Source organism: Oryzomonas sagensis (genome assembly GCF_008802355.1).
GTDB classification, from domain to species: Bacteria; Desulfobacterota; Desulfuromonadia; order Geobacterales; family Pseudopelobacteraceae; genus Oryzomonas; species Oryzomonas sagensis.
Map to the genome: position 1 here is coordinate 1519247 of NZ_VZRA01000001.1, position 20810 is coordinate 1540056.

19 protein-coding genes are annotated in these 20810 nt (G+C 62.5%); 8 read left to right on the forward strand and 11 right to left on the reverse strand.

Translation table 11 applies throughout. The features are described 5' to 3' along the window. The first annotated feature begins 5 nt into the window (after window positions 1-5). Together coaE and F6V30_RS07025 are read left to right on the forward strand one after the other, a co-directional pair. Window positions 6-611, forward strand: coding sequence for a dephospho-CoA kinase (gene coaE / locus F6V30_RS07020; RefSeq protein ID WP_191965614.1), 606 nt, complete (start codon window positions 6-8; stop codon window positions 609-611). Continuing rightward, window positions 604-1785: a THUMP domain-containing class I SAM-dependent RNA methyltransferase gene (locus tag F6V30_RS07025; protein ID WP_151156161.1), complete on the forward strand. Its 1182-nt coding sequence runs from the start codon at window positions 604-606 to the stop codon at window positions 1783-1785. The genes coaE and F6V30_RS07025 overlap by 8 nt, the downstream gene beginning before the upstream one ends. A 99-nt stretch (window positions 1786-1884) precedes the next feature. Here the strand turns inward: F6V30_RS07025 and F6V30_RS07030 are convergent, their stop codons facing one another. The 11 genes from F6V30_RS07030 to hrcA all read right to left on the reverse strand — a co-directional run bounded on the left by F6V30_RS07030 (window position 1885) and on the right by hrcA (window position 13035). Beyond that, entirely contained in the window at window positions 1885-2832 is a 948-nt protein-coding gene (locus tag F6V30_RS07030; RefSeq protein WP_151156162.1) for a M14 family metallopeptidase, read from the reverse strand. Further along, the gene (locus F6V30_RS07035; RefSeq protein ID WP_151156164.1) at window positions 2829-3806 is read right to left on the reverse strand and encodes a M14 family metallopeptidase; all 978 of its coding nucleotides are present in this window, start codon (window positions 3804-3806) and stop codon (window positions 2829-2831) included. Before F6V30_RS07035 ends, F6V30_RS07030 begins: the two co-directional genes overlap by 4 nt. A 20-nt stretch (window positions 3807-3826) precedes the next feature. After that, a complete protein-coding gene (locus F6V30_RS07040) occupies window positions 3827-4690 on the reverse strand; it encodes a transglutaminase family protein (RefSeq protein ID WP_191965599.1) in 864 nt (287 codons plus the stop codon). Between the two features lies 1 nt (window position 4691). Beyond that, a complete protein-coding gene (locus F6V30_RS07045) occupies window positions 4692-5651 on the reverse strand; it encodes an alpha-E domain-containing protein (RefSeq protein ID WP_151156168.1) in 960 nt (319 codons plus the stop codon). 9 nt (window positions 5652-5660) lie between these two features. After that, a complete protein-coding gene (locus F6V30_RS07050) occupies window positions 5661-7109 on the reverse strand; it encodes a circularly permuted type 2 ATP-grasp protein (RefSeq protein ID WP_151156169.1) in 1449 nt (482 codons plus the stop codon). A gap of 209 nt (window positions 7110-7318) precedes the next feature. Then, the gene (locus F6V30_RS07055) at window positions 7319-7585 is read right to left on the reverse strand and encodes a cytochrome C (protein ID WP_151156171.1); all 267 of its coding nucleotides are present in this window, start codon (window positions 7583-7585) and stop codon (window positions 7319-7321) included. Window positions 7586-7609: 24 nt separating this feature from the next. Then, a complete protein-coding gene (locus tag F6V30_RS07060) occupies window positions 7610-7948 on the reverse strand; it encodes a hypothetical protein (protein WP_151156173.1) in 339 nt (112 codons plus the stop codon). Window positions 7949-8072: 124 nt separating this feature from the next. Further along, window positions 8073-9203, reverse strand: coding sequence for a molecular chaperone DnaJ (dnaJ, locus tag F6V30_RS07065; RefSeq protein WP_151156175.1), 1131 nt, complete (start codon window positions 9201-9203; stop codon window positions 8073-8075). Between the two features lie 101 nt (window positions 9204-9304). Further along, the gene (dnaK, locus tag F6V30_RS07070; RefSeq protein WP_151156177.1) at window positions 9305-11227 is read right to left on the reverse strand and encodes a molecular chaperone DnaK; all 1923 of its coding nucleotides are present in this window, start codon (window positions 11225-11227) and stop codon (window positions 9305-9307) included. 161 nt (window positions 11228-11388) lie between these two features. Further along, complete coding sequence (grpE, locus tag F6V30_RS07075; RefSeq protein WP_151156179.1) at window positions 11389-11961, reverse strand: nucleotide exchange factor GrpE; 573 nt, start codon at window positions 11959-11961, stop codon at window positions 11389-11391. A 42-nt stretch (window positions 11962-12003) separates the two neighbouring features. Next, window positions 12004-13035 carry a heat-inducible transcriptional repressor HrcA gene (gene hrcA / locus F6V30_RS07080; RefSeq protein ID WP_151156181.1) on the reverse strand — a complete coding sequence of 344 codons (1032 nt, stop codon included), beginning with the start codon at window positions 13033-13035 and terminating at the stop codon, window positions 12004-12006. Window positions 13036-13240: 205 nt separating this feature from the next. Between hrcA and murI the strand changes: the two genes are divergently transcribed. From murI to F6V30_RS07110, 6 genes are all read left to right on the forward strand, one after another. After that, window positions 13241-14059 (forward strand): glutamate racemase, encoded by an 819-nt coding sequence (gene murI, locus F6V30_RS07085; protein WP_151156183.1) that lies wholly within the window; start codon window positions 13241-13243, stop codon window positions 14057-14059. 3 nt (window positions 14060-14062) lie between these two features. Next, on the forward strand, window positions 14063-14671 hold the full coding sequence (locus F6V30_RS07090; RefSeq protein ID WP_151156184.1) for a GerMN domain-containing protein: 609 nt from the start codon (window positions 14063-14065) through the stop codon (window positions 14669-14671). Then, a complete protein-coding gene (locus F6V30_RS07095; RefSeq protein ID WP_151156186.1) occupies window positions 14668-17094 on the forward strand; it encodes a homocysteine S-methyltransferase family protein in 2427 nt (808 codons plus the stop codon). Before F6V30_RS07090 ends, F6V30_RS07095 begins: the two co-directional genes overlap by 4 nt. Before the next feature lie 129 nt (window positions 17095-17223). Beyond that, window positions 17224-17748, forward strand: coding sequence for a hypothetical protein (locus F6V30_RS07100; RefSeq protein WP_151156188.1), 525 nt, complete (start codon window positions 17224-17226; stop codon window positions 17746-17748). 93 nt (window positions 17749-17841) lie between these two features. Then, complete coding sequence (locus tag F6V30_RS07105; RefSeq protein WP_246163287.1) at window positions 17842-19344, forward strand: ATP-binding protein; 1503 nt, start codon at window positions 17842-17844, stop codon at window positions 19342-19344. Continuing rightward, entirely contained in the window at window positions 19334-20707 is a 1374-nt protein-coding gene (locus F6V30_RS07110; protein ID WP_151156192.1) for a sigma-54-dependent transcriptional regulator, read from the forward strand. The genes F6V30_RS07105 and F6V30_RS07110 overlap by 11 nt, the downstream gene beginning before the upstream one ends. Window positions 20708-20810 lie beyond the last annotated feature (103 nt).

Genomic DNA, 20810 nt, shown 5'->3' on the forward strand with positions numbered 1-20810 from the left:
CGGGTATTCGCGTCATCGGTCTGACCGGCGGTGTCGCCACCGGCAAGAGCAGTGTGGCCCGCTTCTTCGAGGAACGGGGCGTGCCGGTCGTGGATGCCGACCAATTGGCCCGGGAGGCGGTCAAACCGGGGAGCCCCTGTCTGGCCCGGCTTGCCGCGCTGTTCGGGGCCGGGGTGCTGCGCGGGGACGGGACCCTCGACCGCAAGCGCGTGGCAGGTATCGTTTTCGCCGACGCGGGCAAACGCCGGCAGCTCGAGGCGCTCCTGCACCCCGAGATCCGGCGTCTGGCGGAGGAACGCATTGCCCGAGCCGCGGCTGCGGGGCAGCGAACCTTGGTATACATGGCGCCGCTCCTGATCGAGGCGGGCGTCACCGACCGGGTGGATGAGATCTGGGTGGTGACGGTGCGGCCCGAGGTTCAGTTGGAGCGGCTCATGGCGCGCGACGGCATCGGCCGGGAAGAGGCCGAACGGATCATTGGCAGTCAGATGCCCCTGGCCGAGAAGGAACGCCATGGCAGGGTCGTGATCGACAACAGCGGGACCCTTGAGGAGACGCGCCTTCTTTTGGCGGCAATTTGGGACAAGGAGATAGCGGTACACCATGAGTGAAAAGAATCACATTCTGCGGCCCGGCCCGCGGCAGGCCCAGCGGCCCGATCCGAAGATGACCTGTTTTGCCGCCGTCCCCCGCGGCGCCGAGGAGATTGCGGCCCACGAGCTCGAACAGTTGGGGGTTGGGGAGGTGGCCGCCGGACGGGGCGGGGTCGCGTTTACCTGCAACCGCGAGGGGCTCTACCGGGCCAACCTCTGGCTGCGCACCGCCAGCCGTGTGCTGGTACAACTCGCCCTGTTCCCCTGTTCGTCCCCCGAGGAGTTGTACGCCGGGGTGCACGCCATCCCCTGGCAGGAACTGATTACCCCCGCCATGACCTTGGCGGTGGATTGCAGCCTGCGCGACTCGGCCCTGACCCACTCGGGTTTTGTGGCCCTCAAGACCAAGGATGCCGTGGTCGACCGGATTCGGGAGGCGTGCGGCAGCCGTCCCAGCGTGGATACCGCTGCGCCCGACGTGCGCATCAATGTCCACCTGTCCAAGAACGTCTGCACCGTCAGTCTGGACAGCTCGGGCGATGCCTTGGACCGTCGCGGCTACCGGCTGGAACGCAACGAGGCCCCCATGCGCGAGACCCTGGCCGCCGCCGTGGTCGCCCTGACCGGCTGGGACGGCTCAATTCCCCTGGCCGATCCCATGTGCGGCTCGGGGACGATCCCGGTGGAGGCGGCCCTGCTGGCGGCCCGGGTGCCGCCGGGGCTGAAGCGCTCCTTCGGGTTTGAACGCTGGCAGGATTTCGACGAAAGGGTATGGAAACGCTTGCTCCGGGAGGCGGAGAGCGGCATGCAGCGGCTCCCCCTCGGCCTGATCACCGGCTATGACCGGGACAGCCGGGCGTTGGCCCTGGCGGCCCGCAACGCCGCGTTGGCCGGATTCGAGGGGCAGGTGCACTTCTTTCACGCCGCCCTGGAAGAGTTCAGGCCCGAGGGGGACAAGGGGGTCGTGATCATCAATCCCCCCTATGGCAAGCGTCTGGGGGATGAGGACGAACTGCGGGAGTTGTACTGCCAGATCGGCGATGTCCTGAAAAAACGCTGCCGGGGGTGGACCGGCTTCATCCTGACCGGCAACCTGGAACTGGCCAAATACATCGGCCTGAAGGCCTCGCGCCGGTATGTGCTCTTCAACGGGCCGATCGAATGCCGGTTGTTGAAGTACGAGTTGTACTGATACCGGGAAAAGACCGTTTCGGTTTCGCGCGCCCCCTGAATGCGTCCCATCCGTCCGGGGGGGCGTTGCCCTGGAACCGGTGCCGAAGCGTTGGCCCCCTCAGGGTGTCCTGGTGCAGATTCGCACCAAAAGGTCGCCTTCGAACAGCATCGGCTGGCGGCGGATGCCGGTCAAGAGCCCCGCGGCCGGCGCGATGACCCTGGTGCGGACGGTGCCGTTGAAGCTGTCGTAGATATACCCCAACTCCTGCCCTTTGCTCACCCATCCCCCCAGGCTCTTGTCCGAGACGAACATGCCGGCCCGGTCGGCATAGATGCGGACGGAACACTCCCTGGTGAAGTAGAGGGCCTCCTGGTCCGCCTCGGCCACCTCCACCCCTTCCAGCACGCCGATCCTCCCCAAAAACGAAACCAGCCCTCGAAAGACCTGTTGGCAATGGGGCAGTTGTATGGAGCCCGCCTGTCCCACCTGGAGGAGGAAACTCTGGCCGGGCCAGTATTTCCAGGCATACATCAGGGTGGTGGTGAATACCGGGCTCACCGAGCGCTCCATGATGGCGGGAAGCCCGAACAGGGGCGCGGTCTCCCGTTCTTCCGGGGTCGGGTCGTAGAGCCGCACCTGGGGCAACTCCTCGAAGTACAGGTTGGAACTGTGCAGGTCCACGCGGTAGGCGGACTTCTTGGTCGCCTCCAGCACGGAGTAGGCGATGCGCTGGGTGGTTTCGCCCATCCGGTTGCCGGGGAACATGCGGTTCTGGTCGCTCTGGTCGAAGGGCCAGGCGCGGCGCAGGGTGTTGGTGCCCAGGACATTGACCGCCGGGATGATCAGAACCCGTTGCGCAAGGCGCAGTTTCGGATAGTTCCCCCCCGCCACGGCCGTGAGAAAATCGGCCAGGCGGGCCAGGATGTAGATGCCGTTGATCTCGTCGCCGTGCAGGCCGGACACGAACGATACGGCCGGGTTCCCGGCCGGGCCGATCTCGTGACAGGGGATGGTGAAGTCCTCCCGCAGCGGGGCCGTCATGAGTACCAGGTCGCGGCTGCTCACGCCAACCTCCCTTTCCTGGCCATGACCCGCGCCATAAGCGACCCTTCGTACACCAGCGGATATTCCCGCAGGGTGAAGAGGATGCCGTCCACCGGGGAGCGCACCTCGGACAGGATGCCCCCCTGCAGGGGGGAAACGATGGTGCCGAGCAGTTGCCCCTTGCGTACGTCGGTCCAGTGCTCGATCACCGGGACGAACAGCCCCGAGGTGGGGGCGTTCAGGTAGTGGACGTTGCTGTCGTCGGCGATCAGGGGGAGGTGGTCGAGGGGGGGCAGTTCCACGTCCGGGGTCAACACGCCCTGGTCCTTCCAGAGGGTCAGGATGCCGGACATCACCTGGCGGCAGTAGTCGGGGGTGATGCGCATGCCGACCCCCATCTCCACCACCAGACAGGGGGTGCCGACGCTGTTCAGGCTGTGGGCGACGGTGGCCTCCAGCACGGTCATGGCGCCGTGCAGCCAGATCAGGTCCAGGTTCAGGCGTCGGGCCAGGGGGACCAAGCTGTCGGCGAAGTCGGTGTTGATCCGCACCTGGGGAATCTCCCGCAGGTAGATGTTGCTGGCGTGGATATCGACCACCAGCGCTGCGCCGGACAGGTTCTCGATGGCGGCGTGGGCGATCCGTTTCGGCAGGTCGCCGTTGGGCGAACCGGGAAAATTACGGTTCAGGTCGGTGTCGAAGACCGGGATGGCGCGGGTCAGGGTGTCCAGCCCCAGGGGGTTCATGGCCGGATAGAGTTCCACGGTCCCGGCCAGCCCGGCCGGGTTCTCCCGGGCCAGCTGTTCCAGCCAGTCGGCGAGCAGTTGGCAGACGTAGAGCCCTTCCAGTTCGTCGCCGTGGATGCCGGCCACGATGGCGGCCCGGGGGCCGTCGCCGCCGCGGTACGCCGTGCGGCGGATGCAGAGCTGCTCGCTGTAGGGCATCTCCAGGGAGAGGATGCACGAGGTGCTGATGGCTATGGCGGATTCAGGCATGGCGCGTCGTTGCTCCAGGGTTATTGTTGGGATATGGACAGCCGTATCACCGGGTTGTCGCCCGCCACATCCCCCTTGAAACTGCCCCGCTGGGGAGCCGCGTCCAGGTAGTCGCGCCCCACGGCCACGGGGATGAACAGGTCGTTGGCGAGGATCTGCTGGGTGGCGTCGAAACCGGTCCAGCCGCGACCGGGGATGAGCACCTCGGTCCAGGCATGGGTGGCGGGCGGAGCCTCCTCTGCCCCCTCCTCACGGGATGCCAGATATCCCATAACATATCGCGCGGGAATTTTCCACGATCTGACGATGGCGATCAGAAGGTGGGCGAAATCCTGGCAGACCCCGGCTCCGGCGGTGAGGGCCTGGGCCAGGGTTGAGTGGACGGTGGTTACGCCGGTTTTATAACGGAGCACCGTCGTGATCCACTCCATGGCTTGCTGCACCGATTCCAGGACCGGGCGGCCCGGCTCATGGCACGGGAAGGCGAAACCCTGGTCCAGTTGCCCCAGGTTCGGGGTGGCCGGGCTGCGGCTCAGGATGTAATCGTATAGTGACGGGGTCGTGCGCAGCGCTTCCCTGAGCCACTCCCGTTCGTCGCCGGGGGGCAGCGGCCGGAAGTCGAAGGGATTTGCCAGGGTGTTTTCCACCTCGGCCCGCATGCGGGTTACCAGGCGGCGGTGGGGCTGGATGATGTCGAAGCAGGTGACCTGGTTGCCGTAATAGTCCCGGTAGCCGCGCAGCCCGGCCGTCGGCTCGGTTTCCAGCGTAATGCCGAGAAGCCGCTGGTGCGAATCCCCACGGGGCGTGAGGCGCAGTTCGACGTGGTGCTCGCGCACCGCTTCCGGGTACTCCAGAACAGTTTCGTGCTCTATGAAATAGCGCATATCACGGCTCTTCCCTGTGGGTATCGAGGAAATCGGCCTGGGCCGCCTGGTTGAGGGCGGCGATGGCGGCCAGGAACTCCTCAAGGAACTCATGCAGGCCGGTGGAAAAGATCCGCTCCGCCGAATTGCCGGCCAACATGCCTTCCAGCCGCTCCATGGCGGCCGGGGAGCGTTGCTGGCCGGTGATGCCGGTATCGGCCAGGGCCCGGCGCATGCGTTTTACCGTATAGGCCAGGGAGCGGGGGAACTCCTGCTCGAAGATGGTGAACTCCACGACGTCCATGGGGCGGAACCCGGCGTGATACTTGCGGCGGAACGCCTCGTACCCGGACAGGGATTTGAGCAGGGCCGCCCACTGGTAGTAGTCCAGGGCCGATCCGACCAGGCTCAGGTCCGGCAGGAGCAGGTGGTACTTCACGTCCAGGATGCGGGCGGTCATGTCGGCCTGTTCCAGGAACGTGCCGAGGCGGTAGAAGCCGAAGGCCTCGCCCCGCATCATGGTGGTGGTGGTCAGGCCGTGGAACCGGGCCACCTCGCCGCGCACAAAGGAGAAAAACTGGCTGGCCCGCAGAGGGTGCAGCGGCGTTTTCAACTGCTGGTCGACATTCAGCCAGAGCTCGTTGATGGCCTCCCACATCTCCCGCGAGATGCGGTCCCGGGCGATGCGCGCGTTCTCCCGGGCCAGGCGCAGGCAGGTGCGGATCGAGTTGCCGTTGCTCTTTTCGGCGGTCATGAACTGCAACACGCGCCCCTGGGTGAGTTGCCCCTCGCCGTACAGCCCGCTGAAGGCGGCCTCCGCCGAGGTGATGCTGAGCAGCGGCCGCCACTTGTCCCCTTCGGACATGTCCTCCTCGGCCTCCAGCAGGTAGAGCAGGTTGATCTCCATCAGGCGGGCGGTATCGCCGGCCCGCTCCAGATAGCGGGACATCCAGTAGATAGAATCGGCTATTCGGCTCAGCATGGCGTCTCCTTACTCGGCCAGGACCCAGGTGTCCTTGCTGCCGCCCCCCTGGGACGAATTGACCACCAGCGATCCCTTGGTCAGGGCGACGCGGGTCAGGCCCCCCGGCACCACGTTGATGTCGTCGCCGTAGATGATGAACGGCCGCAGGTCCAGGTGGCGCGCCTCCAGTTCGCCGTCCATGTAGCAGATGTGGCGCGAGAGCTGGACCACCGGCTGGGCGATGTAGTTCCGGGGATCTTCCTGCACCTTGGCGGCGAATTCCTTGCGCAGGGCCGGGGTCGAGGCCGGCCCCATCAGCATGCCGTAGCCGCCCGATTCGCTGACCGCCTTGACCACCATGCGTTCCAGATTGTCCAGGACATAGGCCCGTTCCTCGGGGTTGGTCATCTGGTACGTGGGGACGTTGTGCAGGATGGGGGCCTCGGCCAGGTAGTAGCGGATGATGTCCGGGACATAGGGATAGACCGCCTTGTCGTCGGCGATGCCGTTGCCGGGGGCGTTGACGATGGCGATGTTGCCGGCCCGCCAGGCGTTGATGATCCCGGCCACCCCCAGTGCGGAATCGGACCTGAACACGAGCGGGTCGAGGAAGTCGTCGTCCACCCGGCGGTAGATGACGTCGACCCGTTGCAGGCCGGTGGTGGTTTTCAGGTAGACCACGTCGTCCTTGGCCACCAGGTCGCGCCCCTCGGCCAGCTCCACCCCCATCTCCTTGGCCAGGAAGGTGTGCTCGAAATAGGCCGAGTTGTAGATGCCCGGCGTCAGCACGACGATCTCGGCCTGGCCCGTGCCGCGGGGGGATACGGCCCGCAGCGCCTCGAGCAGCAGGGCCGGGTAATGCTCGACCCGGCGCACGCGGTATTTGGCGAAGAACTCCGGCAGGATGCGCCGCTCGATGACCCGGTTCTCGATCATGTAGGATACGCCGGAGGGGGTGCGCAGGTTGTCCTCCAGCACCAGGTACTTGCCGTCCTCGTCCCGGATGATGTCGATGCCGCTGATGTGGGTGTAGATATCGTGGGGCGGGTCGATGCCCATGATCTCCCGGCGGAAATCCTTGCCCTGGTAGATCAGTTCGGCCGGCACGACGCCGTCCTTGAGGATGCGCTGGTCGTGGTAGATATCCTTGAGGAACAGGTTCAGGGCGCGGACCCGCTGCTTGAGACCCGACTCGATGACGCTCCACTCGCCGGCCGGGATGATGCGCGGGATCAGGTCGAAGGGCCAGATCCGCTCGATCCCCTCGTCCGAGTCCCCGTAGACCGTAAAGGTGACCCCCTCCGCGTGCAGGGCCAGTTGCGATTCGTGCACCTTGGCCTCGAAGGCGTTCTGGCCGACCGACTGGATGTGCTCCCAGAGCGGCCGGTAGTGCTCGCGGGGGGTGAAGCCGTCGGTATAGAATTCGTGGTAGGAGATGCGGGGTTTCTGGGATGTGTCGGAAGGGATGGCTGCCATAGCGCGCTCGTCTTTTGCGTGAGGTGTGTGCGGCTCGGTTGTGATCGAAGCAAAATCGGGGCCAAAACGAGATGCCGTTCAAAATGCAATGGTTACGGAACGCTCCGGTGCGGCGTCGGTGCGATGTCGCGCCGTGGTGAGGGGAAAATAGCCGGGTTAAGGTTAAAAAATAGGCAGCCCCCCTGACGCGGGGGCTGCCTGAAGGTGTGCTAGCGTTTCAGTTTGTGACAGAACAGGCAACGGTTCTTGGGGGGGTGGTTGGGGGGGAAGGGGACCCCTTTTTCGTTGTGGCAGGTTTCGCACCCCTTTTCCGCTTCCTTCTTGCTGCCGGTTTGGGCGAAGGTATCGTAAAACGGTTTATGCTTGTCGTCCAGAGGAACGAACTTGGTCTTCTCTTTGCCGGAGATGGCAAAGAATATGCCCAGCACCACAACGATGAGCCCGATGAACAGCCAGTCGCGTTTGTCGATTTTCATGAAATAACGTCCCTTCTCTTGGATTCAGTCTGATTTGATGAGTGAGAAGTAGATGATCACACCACCGATAACCAAGCCGCAGCTTATGAACGGCAACAAGGATTTCAGGGACAGTTCCTCGCCGGGTGCCGGCATGGCGAAACGTACGATGACGATGAAGGCGATCAGGGTGAACAGCGTCAGCAGAACGGTTTTTGAGCGTTTGACGACGCCGAAGAAAAAGATCGCCGTGACGGCGATCAAGAATACCGGGTGGGTGAATATCTGCTTCATGGTGAGATGCTGAATCGTATTCATCAGATTGGCGGTTTCAAAAGGGTGCAGCGCCTCGGTCGCCTTTTCCGCAAGCTGCTGGTTATCCATGCGTGCGCTCCGTTTCCGACTGGTTTGGACTCGATTCCCTGGGATAGTAATGCAAAACGGGATGCCCGGCAAGCCAATTTGACGCGGGCATCCCGTATTCTTCCCCGGGTGGCGAAGCGAATCGTCAGCTCAGGATATCCATGACCTTGTCCAGAAACCCCTTTTTCAGGGGATGGACATCCTCGCCGCTGATCTTGGCGAACTCCTCCAGCAGGTCCTTTTGCTTTTTGTTGAGGTTGGTGGGGGTCTCCACCCTGATGATCACCAACTGGTCGCCCCGGCCGTAGCCCTGAAGCGAGGGGATGCCCTTGCCCCGCAGGCGATAGACCTTGCCGGATTGGGTGCCGTCCGGGATCTTCATGGCTACCTTGCCGTCCAGGGTCGGCACATCCAGTTCGCATCCCAGGGACGCCTGGATGAAGCTGATCGGGATCTCGCAGATGACGTTGTTGTCTTCACGCTGAAAGATGGGGTGTTCCCTGACGCTGATGGCCACATAGAGGTCGCCGTTGGGGCCGCCTTTGCCCTGGCCCCCCTCGCCGGTCAGTTTGAGGCGCGACCCGGTTTCCACGCCGCCCGGCACCTTGACCGAGAGGGTCTTGGTGTCCTTGACGCTGCCCTTGCCGCGGCAGTCCGGGCAGGGGTCGTCCACCACCTTGCCCTCGCCGTTGCACTGGCTGCAGGTCTTGCTGACGCTGAAAAATCCCTGCTGATAGCGGACCTGGCCCGCGCCGCGGCAGGAAGGGCAAACCTTCGGCTCGGTGCCCGGTTTCGAGCCGGAGCCGTTGCAGGTCCCGCACCGTTTGGCAAAGGGCACCTCGATCTTCTGCTCGGTGCCGAAGGCGGCTTCCTCGAAACCGATCTCCATGTTGTAGAGCAGGTCGTCGCCGCGCCGCCCTTGGGCGCGTCCGCGTCCGGTCCCGCCGCCGAAGATGTCGCCGAAGATGTCGCTGAAGATATCGCCGAAGGGGGTGCCGGCCCCGAATCCGCCGCCGAACCCGCCAGCGCCGAAACCCGCCCCGGAGACGCCGGCATGGCCGAACTGGTCGTACTGGGCGCGTTTCTGGGCGTCGGAAAGCACTTCGTAGGCCTCGGTCACCTCTTTGAACTTCTCCTCGGCCGCCTTGTCATCCGGGTTCTTGTCGGGATGATACTGGATGGCCATCTTGCGGAAGGCCTTCTTGATCTCGGTCTCGGAGGCGTTGCGGTGGATCTCCAGCACCTCGTAGTAATCGCGTTTTTCGCCGTTTGCCAAAATAGTGTCCTTGATAATGCAACGAGCAGCGCCCCGTGGAAGAGGCACTGCCCGTGCTTGGTGAATTATGTGCTACCTGCCGATATTAAAGGTATTTCGGCCTATTTCTTCTCTTCTTTGACCTCTTCGAAATCGGCGTCGACGACCTTTTCATCCTTGTGTTTCGAAGCGCCGGCCTGTTCGGCGCCGGCAGCAGCCTCGCCTTCGGCCCCGGCCTCCTGGGTCTTGGCGTACATGGCCTCGGCAAGCTTGTGGGCCGATTGGGCCAGTTCGTCGGTGGCCTTTTTGATCGCTTCTGCGTCTTCGCCTTCCATGACCTTCTTCAGTTCGGCGATCTTGTTCTCGATGTTCCCCTTTTCAACGGCATCGATCTTGTCGCCGAACTCCTTGAGCGATTTTTCGGTGCTGTAGACCATGCTGTCGGCCTGGTTTCTGGCCTCGATGGCTTCGCGTTTCTTGCGGTCGTCTTCCGCGTGGGCCTCGGCATCACGCACCATCTTGTCGATCTCTTCCTTTGAAAGCCCCGAGGAGGCCGTGATGCGGATGGATTGCTCCTTGCCGGTGCCCAGATCCTTGGCCGAGACGTGGACGATGCCGTTGGCGTCGATGTCGAAGGTGACCTCGATCTGGGGTACGCCGCGGGGTGCCGGCGGCAGGCCGGTCAGTTCGAAGTTGCCGAGGGTCTTGTTGTCGTGCGCCATCTCACGCTCGCCTTGCAGGACGTGGATGGAGACGGCCGGCTGGTTGTCGGCGGCCGTGGAGAACACCTGGCTTTTGCGGCACGGTATGGTGGTGTTCTTTTCGATCAGCTTGGTCATGACGCTGCCCAGGGTTTCGATACCGAGCGACAGCGGGGTAACGTCCAGCAGCAGCACGTCCTTCACATCGCCCTTCAACACGCCGCCCTGGATGCCCGCCCCGATGGCGACCACCTCGTCCGGGTTGACGCCCTTGTTCGGGGCCTTGCCGAAGATCTCCTCGACCCGTTTCTGCACGGCCGGCATGCGGGTCATGCCGCCCACCAGGATGACCTCGTCGATCTCGCTGGAGGAGAGACCGGCATCCTTCAAGGCGGTGCGGCAGGGGCCGTCCAGTCTGGCCAGCAGTTGGGCGCAGATCGACTCGAGCTTGGCGCGGGAAAGCTTCAGCGTCAGGTGCTTGGGACCGGAGGCGTCGGCGGTGATGAAGGGGAGGTTGATGTCGGTCTCCACGGAGGTGGAGAGTTCGCACTTGGCCTTCTCGGCCGCCTCCTTCAGGCGCTGCAGGGCCATCTTGTCGCCGCGCAGGTCGATGCCCTGATCCTTCTTGAACTCGTCGGCGATCCAGTCGATCACCAGTTGGTCGAAGTCCTCGCCCCCCAGGAAGGTGTCGCCGTTGGTGGACTTGACCTCGAATACCCCGTCGCCCAGCTCAAGGATCGAAATATCGAACGTACCGCCGCCCAGGTCGAAGACGGCGATCTTCTCGTCTTTCTTCTTGTCCAGGCCGTAGGCCAGGGCGGCGGCGGTCGGCTCGTTGATGATGCGCAGGACGTTCAGGCCGGCGATCTTGCCGGCATCCTTGGTGGCCTGGCGCTGGGAGTCGTCGAAGTAGGCCGGCACGGTGATGACGGCATCGGTGACGGCCTCGCCCAGGTAGTCCTCGGCGGTCTTCTTCATCTTTTGCAGCACGATGGCCGAAATCTCGGGGGGGGAGTAGCGTTTGTCGCGGACATCGACCCAGGCGTCGCCGTTATCTGCCTTGACGATCTTGAAAGGTGAAATGGCGATGTCTTTTTTGACCGCATCCGTTTCAAACTTGCGGCCGATCAGGCGTTTGATGGAGTACAGGGTGTTCTCCGGGTTGGTAACTGCCTGCCGTTTGGCCTGCTGCCCCACGAGGCGCTCACCATTCTCGGCAAAAGCCACCATCGAGGGTGTGGTGCGGCTCCCCTCGGAATTGGCGATAACAACCGGTTCTCCACCCTCCATGATTGCGACGCAGGAGTTGGTGGTCCCCAGATCGATTCCGATTACTTTACTCATGACGGATAATCCTCCTTTTCATATCTTCCTGTAGAAATCAAGCTAGTCATCGTTTCGGGAAAAAACAAGGGTATGGTGAAAAAAAGTGAATGGTGAATGGCGTAACCCGCAAACCACTCGTTTTTCAATCATTCACCATTCACCCTTCACGATTCACGGTTTTATCCTTTGATCTCCGTCGAGACGGACACCATGGCCGGGCGCAGCAGGCGATCCTTCAGCAGGTAGCCTTTCTGGTATTCCTCCACAACCGTGTTGGGGGGGAATTCATCGGTCGGCACCTGGGCCATGGCCTGGTGGAAGGCCGTGTCAAAGGGGGCGCCGACCGCTTCGACCGGCGTCACGTTGAATTTTCGGAGCGACGCCAGCAGCATGGTGTGGGTCATGCGAATCCCCTCCACCAGGGCGGGCAACCCGTCCTCGGAGGCATGGCCCAGGGCGCGCTCCAGGTTGTCCAGTACCGGCAGTATCTCCTCGATCAGCGACTTGTAGCCGTAATTGAGCAATTCCTCTTTTTCGCGATTGGTACGTTTGCGCAGATTTTCCAGATCGGCCCGTTCCCGCAGGAAGCGGTCCCAGTTCTCCCGCGCTTCCTTTTCCTTGGCGGCGAGCTGCTCCTCGAGGGACAGGGGCTCGACCTCCGGTACTCCGGCTGCGGTTTGGTCTGCGGCGCCGCCACCCTGGCCGGCGGCTTGTTCGGCGTTCTTCGGTTCTACGGTATCGTGCGCTTTCATGGTCGCTTATAATCCTCTTTCTAAGATATACTGCGTTGCGGCTCAGGTTTCCGCGAGCATCCGGCTTACCAGGCGAGCGGTGTAATCGACGATGGGGATGACGCTGGAGTAGCCCATCCGGGTGGGGCCGATCACCCCCAGCAACCCGACGGTATTGCTGCTGGTGACAAAACGGGATGTGATCAGGCTGACACCGGCCGATTGGCTCAGGGGGGATTCGGAGCCGATATAGATCTGCACGCCATCGGCAGACATGCACCGTTCCAGGAGCTTCAGTAACTGCCCCTTCTGTTCGAAGGCGCGGAAAATATCCTTCATGCGACCCACGTCGTTGAATTCCGGCTGGTCGAGGATGCGGGCCTGGCCCTCGACGAATATTTCGTCTCCCTCACCGGAAACGGCCTGCTCGGTCATGCGCAGGGCGAGCAACATGAGGTTGTCGTACTGCATCTTCTCGGTGTGCATCTCTTCCAGGATGCGTTTCCGGGCCTGGGAGATGGTCAGCCCCTGCATCAGCTCGTTCAGGTAATTGCCCATGGTGATCAGGTCGGCCTGGGAAAATTCCGTATCGCTTTCCACCAGGCGGTTTTGCACCGTGCCGTTGCTGGATACCAGGATCGCCAGCACCTTGTGGCTCCCGATGCGGATGAATTCGATATGGCGGAACACGTCCGACGTGAAGCTGGGCGCCACGACGATACCCATATAATTGGAGAGCGACGACAGGGTGCGGCTGGTCTCTTTGAGAATCCCCAGAAGCCCGGCCCCGGCTTCGCGGCAGCGGCGTATGATCAGCTTCTTTTCGTCACGGCTGACCTGCCGAAGCGCTACCAGGGAGTCCACGTAGAGTCGATAGGCTTTTTCGGTCGGCACCCGGCCGGCCGAGGTGTGGGGCGAGGTCAAAAGCCCCATCTCTTCAAGGTTGGCCATGACGTTTCTGATGGTGGCCGTCGAGAGGGGCAGGGCGTGTCTGCGCGCTACGGAACCGCTGCCGACCGGTTCGGCGGTGGCGATGTAATCCTCGACAATCGCTTCAAGTATCTGTCTGCTTCTGGTCGACAGCTCCACGTTCATGGCCAAACCTCAAAAAAATAGCACTCAACATCAGGGAGTGCTAGTTCTTGATTTCAAGGTAATAAGTGGTTCCTGATTTGTCAAGGACAATAAGAAGCATTCCGGCGATTGTGCCGGTCCGTCAAATGGCTTGCCTCGGAAAGAGAAACGAGTATATAATTCAAAATTCATCAGCGTTTAGGGGCTATTCGGGAGGAGTTCAGGCGTGTCTTGGCAGGGCATCGGCATATTTGATTCAGGGGTAGGGGGGCTGACGGTGCTGCGCGAGATCATCCGGACGCTGCCCCAGGAAGATACCATCTACTTCGGCGACACGGCCCGGGTGCCCTATGGCACCAAGTCACCCGAAACGGTGTCCCGGTACGCCCAGGAAATCACGTCGTTTTTGTGCCGGCGGGATATCAAGCTGCTGGTCGTGGCCTGCAACACCGTGTCCGCCGTGGCGCTTCCCGGTCTTAAACGACAGTTCTCGCTCCCGGTTGTGGGGGTGATCGAGCCGGGGGCGCGCCGGGCGGTCGAAGTGACCCGCAGTGGCCGGGTAGGGGTGATCGGCACCGCCGGGACCATTCGGAGCAGCGCCTATACCCGTGCCATCAAGCGCCTCAAGCCCGACGCCTGTGTGCTGACCCGCGCCTGCCCGTTGTTCGTCCCCCTGGCCGAGGAGGGGTGGACCGACAATCAGGTGGCGCGCCTTACGGCCGAGAGTTACCTGCGCGAACTCAAAGAAGCCGGGATCGATACCCTGGTGTTGGGCTGCACCCACTACCCGCTGCTCAAGCCGCTCATCGCCGATATCATGGGGCCGGACGTCACCCTGGTGGACTCGGCTGAAGAGACCGCTCGGACCGTGGCCGCCATTCTGGCCGACAAACACCTCCTGCGCCCTGCCGCGGAGGAGGGGAATCACCACTACTATGTCAGCGATATCCCGGCCGGATTCATCCGGGTGGGGAACCGTTTCCTGGGGGGGCGCCTGGGGGATGTGTATCAGGTGGACCTTGACAAAGACGGAGAGGAGTGCTGACCCATGCCATCGGTCCGGCGAAAACGTGTCAATATCGGTCTGGTGCTGCCGTTTCTGGTGATCGCCCTGGCGTTCGGCGGGATGCTCTGGCGAAAGTACCAAACCAGCTACAAGATTCCCACGGCACCGCAAACCAGGCAGCAATCGGGCACCCGCACGGTGGTGTTGTTCTTTGTGGCCGACGGCACCCGGCTGGTGCGCGAGGCCCGGGAACTGGAGTCGTGCAACGACACCGGGGCCTGCATCAAAAGCACGTTGGCTGCTCTTTTGAGCGGTCCTTTGGGGGACTATGACGAAGCCCTGCCGGAAAACACCGGTTTGAACAGCGTGCGCATAGAAGGGGGCACGGCCGTTGTGGATCTGAGCCGGGAGTTTGCCGCGGACCTGCCGTCCGGCAGTTCTGCGGAGATGTTGGCCGTGTATTCCATCGTCGATACGGTCTGCGCCAATTACCCCCAGATCAGCCGGGTGAAGCTGACGGTTGAGGGGAACGGCTCGACCGTGCTCAACCATCTGGATCTGTCCGCCCCCCTGGCGCCGGACTATTCTCTGGAACAAGCGTCCGGACAGGCCCCGGCCGCCGCACCATCCACACCGAAAAAGGGAAAATGATGAAGCCATTCCTCGAAGCCATCCAAGAAAAGGTGCTCATTCTCGACGGGGCCATGGGCACCATGCTCCAGGAACGGGGCTTGAGGCCGGGGCAGTCCCCGGAGGAGCTCAACCTGACCATGCCGGAGGTTGTTGCGTCGGTGCACCGTGATTATGTGGAGGCCGGGGCCGATATCATCATCACCAATACCTTCGGCGGCAGCCGTTTCAAACTGGCCCACTACGGCCTGGAGGGGCGGTTGGCCGAGATCAATGCCCGCGCCGTCCAGATCGCCCGCACGGAAGCGGTCGGCAGGGCGTATGTGGGCGGTTCCATCGGTCCCACCGGGCAATTCGTGGAGCCTGTGGGCGAAATCCCCTTCGACGAGATGAAGGCCGCCTTCCGCGAACAGGCGGCGGCGCTGATCGACGCCGGGGCCGACCTGCTCAGCCTGGAGACGTTTCTGGACATCAAGGAGTGCCGCGCCGCCCTGATCGCCATTCGCGAGATCTCCGGGACGATTCCGGTCATCGCCATGCTGACCTTCGACGACAACGGCCGCTCGGTGCTGGGTACGCCCCCCGAGTCCGCCGCCATCACCCTGGCCGCTGCCGGGGCCGACATCATAGGCTCCAACTGCGGACTGGGGGTGGAGGGCATCTACGATATCCTCTGCAGGATGCGCACGGTGACCCAGCTGCCGCTGATCTCCCAGGCCAACGCCGGTTTGCCGCGACTCGTCGACGGCGCCACGGTCTTTCCCGGGACACCGCAGGAGATGGCCGCCTATCACGAACGGATGATCGGGATGGGGGTGCGGGTGATCGGTGGCTGCTGCGGCACCACGCCCGCCCATATCCGCGTCATGAAGGAGGCGCTCGGCACGGTGCAGCAGCCTTGGCAACCGCGCCCGGAGACGACCGGCGTGACGTTCCTTTCCAGCCGTTCCGGCTGGGCGGCGGCGGGGGGCGGCAGCAAGACCGCCATCATCGGCGAGCGGATCAATCCCACCGGGAAAAAGGTTTACTCCCAGGAGCTCCTGGACGGCAAGGTGGCTTACATCCGCCGCGAGGCCATGGAACAGGTCGCGGCCGGAGCGACCCTGCTGGACGTGAATGTCGGGGCGCCGGGCATCGACGAGCCGGCCGCCATGGAGCGCGCCGTGTTCTGCGCCGCCGCTGCCGCCGGTGTGCCGCTGGTGCTGGATTCCTCCAGCCCGGCTGCCCTGGAGCGCGGGCTCAAGGCGGCGGACGGCAAGGTCCTGATCAACTCGGTTTCCGGGGAGGCCAAGAGCCTGCGCCGTGTGCTGCCCCTGGCCAAAAAGTACGGGGCCGCCGTGATCGGCCTGGCCCTGGACCAGAAGGGTATCCCCGATACCGCCGAGGGGCGGCTGGCCATCGCCCGCCGCATCCGCAACGCCGCCCGGCGGCACGGCATCCCGGACGCCGATATCATTATCGACTGTCTGACCCTGACGGTCAGCGCCGAGCAGAAGCGGGCCGCCGAAACCCTGCGGGCCATCCGGCTGGTCAAACAGAAACTGGGGCTTTCCACGGTGCTGGGGGTCAGCAACATCTCATTCGGCCTGCCCCAGCGGCCGCTGATCTCGTCGGCATTCTTCGCCATGGCCATGGAGGCCGGGCTGGATGCCGCCATCATCAACCCCAAGGACGGCGCCATGATGGCGGCTTGGCGCTCGGCCATGGTGCTTTTGAACCGCGATCACCAGGCGGCGGTCTATATCGAGGCCTACCGCGGCGAACAGGCAGCGGCAACCGTTCAGGCGGCCGCGGCATCCGACGCCCCGCTTTCCCTCCGCGAACGCCTCTCCCGGGCGGTCATCGACGGCGACCGGGACGGCATCGTTCCCCTGGTGGAGGAGGCCCTGCGTGCGGGGCTGGCCCCGATGCAGGTCAGCAACGAGGGTTTTTTGCCCGGTCTTGAGGAGGTGGGGCGGCGTTTTGAGAAGAATATCTTCTTCCTGCCCCAGGTCATGCAGTCGGCCGACACCATGCAGGCCGGTTTCGTCCGCCTGAAAGAGGAGATGAAGGGGCAGGCGTTCGAGAGCCGCGGCCGCATCCTGATGGCCACCGTGGAGGGGGACATCCATGACATCGGCAAGAACATCGTCTGTACCCTGCTGGAAAATCACGGCTTCCAGGTCTTCGATATCGGCAAGAACGTCTCGGCAGCCACCATCATCGCCAAGGCAAAGGAGTACGCCGTCGACGCGGTGGGACTCTCGGCCCTGATGACCACCACCATGTCCGAGATGGACAATGTGATCAAACGGCTCAAGGCCGCCGGGGTAAAGACCTTTACCATGGTGGGGGGGGCGGTGGTTACCCAGGAATACGCCGACCGGATCGGCGCCGATCTCTATGCCCGCGACGCCATGGAGGCGGTTGCCAGGATCAAACGGCTGCTGGGCGTCGAGGGGTGATTCGTGGCGGTGATTTGGCGTGGATTTGACGGGGAGCCCTTTTTGAATCAACTATTTAACATGTTGCAGTTACTGGGGCTTTTGTGGTAACGTCACGTTGATTCCGTTATTTCGCGTACGGGTTTGCTCATGGTTCTGGGGTTCAATCACAACGTCATGTATAAGGGAGAGATCTTCCACGTCCAAACCGAGGACAGTGGTGTCTCCTCTCCCCATATCATTACCCTGCTCTACCGGGGGGGCGTCATCCTCTGCTCCAAAAAGACCAGTTACGCCGACATCCTGAAGATTGAGAACCTTGAATCCGTGGTGGAAGAGTTGATGAAGGATCAGCACAAGGAGATGATGCGGCGTCTCAAATCGGGGGAATTCGACCAGCGCGCCTTTCAGGCCCCTCCTTCTTCCCGGGCAGGGGCTGTCGCCGACAAGCCGCCCGTTTCCCCGCCCGGTGCGGATTCCGGGCTCCTTTCTGCGCCGCTCGCTCCTCCATCTCCGTCATCCGCGAAAACCGATATCTCGCTCCTGTTCGCAACGCCTGTGCCGCAACAGGATGCCGCCGCCCGGCAGGAAGCGGCCGACCGCGACAACGCCGCGAAAGAGGTGGTCAAGCTTGACGACGCCATCCTTGCGTTTTTCGGTGCCAATGACAAATAATCCTGGTCGTGGGGGCTTTACCTCGAACGGACGGTCACATACGGCCCTTCGGCCGCAACAGCGACGTGCTGACATCGCACAGGGATACCATTAGTGTTCAAGAGCCTGACAACCCGCATTATTGCCACGACCATTGTCCTGCTTGTTGGTGGCATCTTCATCTATACCTTTTTTAACGTCCGCCAGCAGCAGTCCCAGCTGATCGATACGGCCCGCGAAAATACCGAATTGCTGCTCCATACCGTAGAAAACAGCATCTACAACACCATGCACCTGGGAAACGTTCAGGACGTGAGTTCGATCCTGGCCATGATGGGGCAGCACAACCAGTTGGTCGGCGTGCGCATCTTCCATCCCCATGGGGTGATCCTGCGCTCGTCCAACCCGGCCGAGGTCGGCCAGGTCGTCGGCATGGATGACTATCGATTGTACCTGAATCCCAAACATTACGGCATCTTCGACCTCCCCCCCTACGGTGAGGTGCTGTCCATGGTCAAGCCGATTTACAACGAAGCGGCGTGCCACACCTGCCACGGCAGCAAGGCCAAGGTCATCGGCATCCTCAATGTGGACTACTCGCTCTACCGGACCAAGATGCAGATGTTGACGGCTTCGCGCATCTTCATCGCCTCTTCGGTTGCCATCACCTTTTTTCTCTCCATCACCATTTCCTTCATACTTTTCAAGTTTGTCAAAAAGCCTCTGGACAGCATGACCGCCAACATGTCGCGGGTAGAAAACGGCGACCTGAGCGTGCGCATCGACTACCGGGGCACGGATGACGAGATCGGCAAATTGATCAACAGTTTCAACTCCATGGTGGACCGGCTCGAGGTGACCAAAAAGGAGTTGGAGCAGTATCATTTCCAACAGTTGGAACGGGCGGACCGCCTGGCCGCCATCGGCGAGATGGCCGCCGGCATCGCCCACGAGATCAAGAACCCGCTGGCAGGCATTTCCGCCGCGGTGAGCATCATCAGGGACGACATGGAACCGGACGACCCGCGCAGCGGCATCCTCAAGGAGGTGCTGCAACAGGTGCAGCGCCTGGACAAGACGGTCAACGACCTGCTCTTCTTCGGCAAGCCTTCGGTCCCTGAACTGGCTTGCATCGACATCAGCGATATTATCGAGAAAACCCTCAAGTTCGCTTCCCAGCACCGGGGGGTAAAGCATATCGAACGGCAACTGGAGTTCGCCCCCGGCCTTCCCACGGTGTATGCCGACGGCAAGCAGATGCAGCAGGTGTTTCTCAACCTCATCCTGAACGCCTTTCAAGCCATGAGCGAAGGGGGGAGGCTGACCATCAGCACCAGCCTGTCCACCCGCCAGGGACGCGACCATGTGCGGATAGACGTGGCCGATACCGGCCCCGGTATCCCCCCCCAGATCCAGGAAAAGATCTTTACGCCGTTTTTCACCACCAAGGCCCAGGGCACCGGCCTGGGGCTGCCCATATGCTACAAGCTGATCAACCTGCACAACGGCTTTTTCACCGTTGCCAACAACACCCCCCGCGGCACCATATTCACCATAGAGCTGCCGGCCTGCAGCGTTCATGACATCGAAGAGGTAAGGAGAGCGCATGAAACGTAACAAGATTCTGGTTGTTGACGACGAACACCTGATCCGTTGGTCGTTGGAGCAAAACCTGAAGAAGCAGGGCTATGAGGTCGTTACCGCCGGCGACGGCGAGGAGGCGCTGCGCCTGGCCCGGGAAGAGCAGCCCGACCTGGTGCTGCTGGACATCCAGATGCCGGGCATCAACGGCATCGAGGCCCTGGAAAAGCTCAAGGAGTACGACGAGGAGATCGTGGTCATCATGGTGACCGCCCACGGCGGCCTCGAGACGGCGGTCAACGCCATGCGCCTGGGGGCCTACGACTATATCAGCAAGCCGTTCAATCTGGACGAACTGGCCATCATCATCAAAAAGGCGCTGGAGACCACGGACCTCAAACGCGAGGTGGCCCGTCTCCGCTCCGAGACGAAAAAATCCTTTCCGCCCAATATCATCGGCGAGAGCAGGCAGATAAAGCAGTTGATGGAGGTGCTGGACAAGGTGGCCAAGAGCGAGGCCTCCACGGTCCTGGTGCAGGGGGAGTCCGGCACCGGCAAGGAACTGGTGGCCAAGTGGATTCACTACAGTTCTAACCGCTCGGACAAGCCGTTCATCGCCATCAACTGCGCGGCGGTGCCGGCCACGCTTTTGGAGAGCGAGCTGTTCGGCCACGAAAAGGGGGCCTTCACCGACGCCAAGAACACCAAAAAAGGGTTGTTCGAACTGGCCGACGGCGGCACCGTGTTTCTGGACGAGATCGGCGACATGGAGATGGGGATGCAGGCCAAACTGCTCCGCTTCCTGGAGGACCGCTCGTTCCGCCGTATCGGCGGTGGCCGGGTCTTCACCGTCGATGTGCGCATCATCTCCGCCACCAACAAGGACCTGCAGAAGTCCATCGAGGAAAAATCCTTCCGCAACGACCTCTATTACCGTCTGCAGGTCATCCCCATCCACCTGTCGCCCCTGCGGGAGCGCAAGGAGGACATCATCCCCCTGGCCAACCATTTCATCGGGGTCTACAACAAGGACTTCAACAAGAAGGTGCAGGGCATCGCCGGCATGGCTGAGCGGATCCTCGCGGATTACGGCTGGCCGGGCAACGTGCGGGAACTGAAGAACGTCATCGAGCGGGCCATTATCCTGGGTAACGAGGACACGCTCATGCTGGAGCACCTGCCCCTGGAGATCGTCGCCAAGACCACCCCCCAGAGCGGCCCCCCCCTGGCGACCTTCCGGCTGCCGGCCGAGGGTATCGATATCGAGGAGGTGGAAAAGGAGTTGATCCGCCAGGCCCTCGACAGTACGGAGTGGAACCAGTCCAAGGCCGCCAAGAAGCTCAGCCTGGGCATCGACGCCTTCCGCTACCGGATGAAGAAATTCGGGTATTTGAAATAGCAGCGTGGATGGTGGATGGCAAATGGTAACGGTCTGTTTTTTCGCCGTTCGCCATCCACAGTTTTCCCTTGCGCGCCTACCTGTTTTTCGCTAATGTTCAAAA

Coding starts and splice junctions, on each gene's coding strand:
- F6V30_RS07025 (WP_151156161.1), top strand. CDS start 604: ATGAGTGAAAAGAATCACATTCTGCGGCCCGGCCCGCGGCAGGCCCAG.
- F6V30_RS07035 (WP_151156164.1), bottom strand. CDS start 3,806: ATGCCTGAATCCGCCATAGCCATCAGCACCTCGTGCATCCTCTCCCTG.
- F6V30_RS07040 (WP_191965599.1), bottom strand. CDS start 4,690: ATGCGCTATTTCATAGAGCACGAAACTGTTCTGGAGTACCCGGAAGCG.
- F6V30_RS07045 (WP_151156168.1), bottom strand. CDS start 5,651: ATGCTGAGCCGAATAGCCGATTCTATCTACTGGATGTCCCGCTATCTG.
- F6V30_RS07050 (WP_151156169.1), bottom strand. CDS start 7,109: ATGGCAGCCATCCCTTCCGACACATCCCAGAAACCCCGCATCTCCTAC.
- F6V30_RS07055 (WP_151156171.1), bottom strand. CDS start 7,585: ATGAAAATCGACAAACGCGACTGGCTGTTCATCGGGCTCATCGTTGTG.
- F6V30_RS07060 (WP_151156173.1), bottom strand. CDS start 7,948: ATGGATAACCAGCAGCTTGCGGAAAAGGCGACCGAGGCGCTGCACCCT.
- dnaK (WP_151156177.1), bottom strand. CDS start 11,227: ATGAGTAAAGTAATCGGAATCGATCTGGGGACCACCAACTCCTGCGTC.
- grpE (WP_151156179.1), bottom strand. CDS start 11,961: ATGAAAGCGCACGATACCGTAGAACCGAAGAACGCCGAACAAGCCGCC.
- hrcA (WP_151156181.1), bottom strand. CDS start 13,035: ATGAACGTGGAGCTGTCGACCAGAAGCAGACAGATACTTGAAGCGATT.
- F6V30_RS07090 (WP_151156184.1), top strand. CDS start 14,063: ATGCCATCGGTCCGGCGAAAACGTGTCAATATCGGTCTGGTGCTGCCG.
- F6V30_RS07095 (WP_151156186.1), top strand. CDS start 14,668: ATGATGAAGCCATTCCTCGAAGCCATCCAAGAAAAGGTGCTCATTCTC.
- F6V30_RS07100 (WP_151156188.1), top strand. CDS start 17,224: ATGGTTCTGGGGTTCAATCACAACGTCATGTATAAGGGAGAGATCTTC.
- F6V30_RS07110 (WP_151156192.1), top strand. CDS start 19,334: ATGAAACGTAACAAGATTCTGGTTGTTGACGACGAACACCTGATCCGT.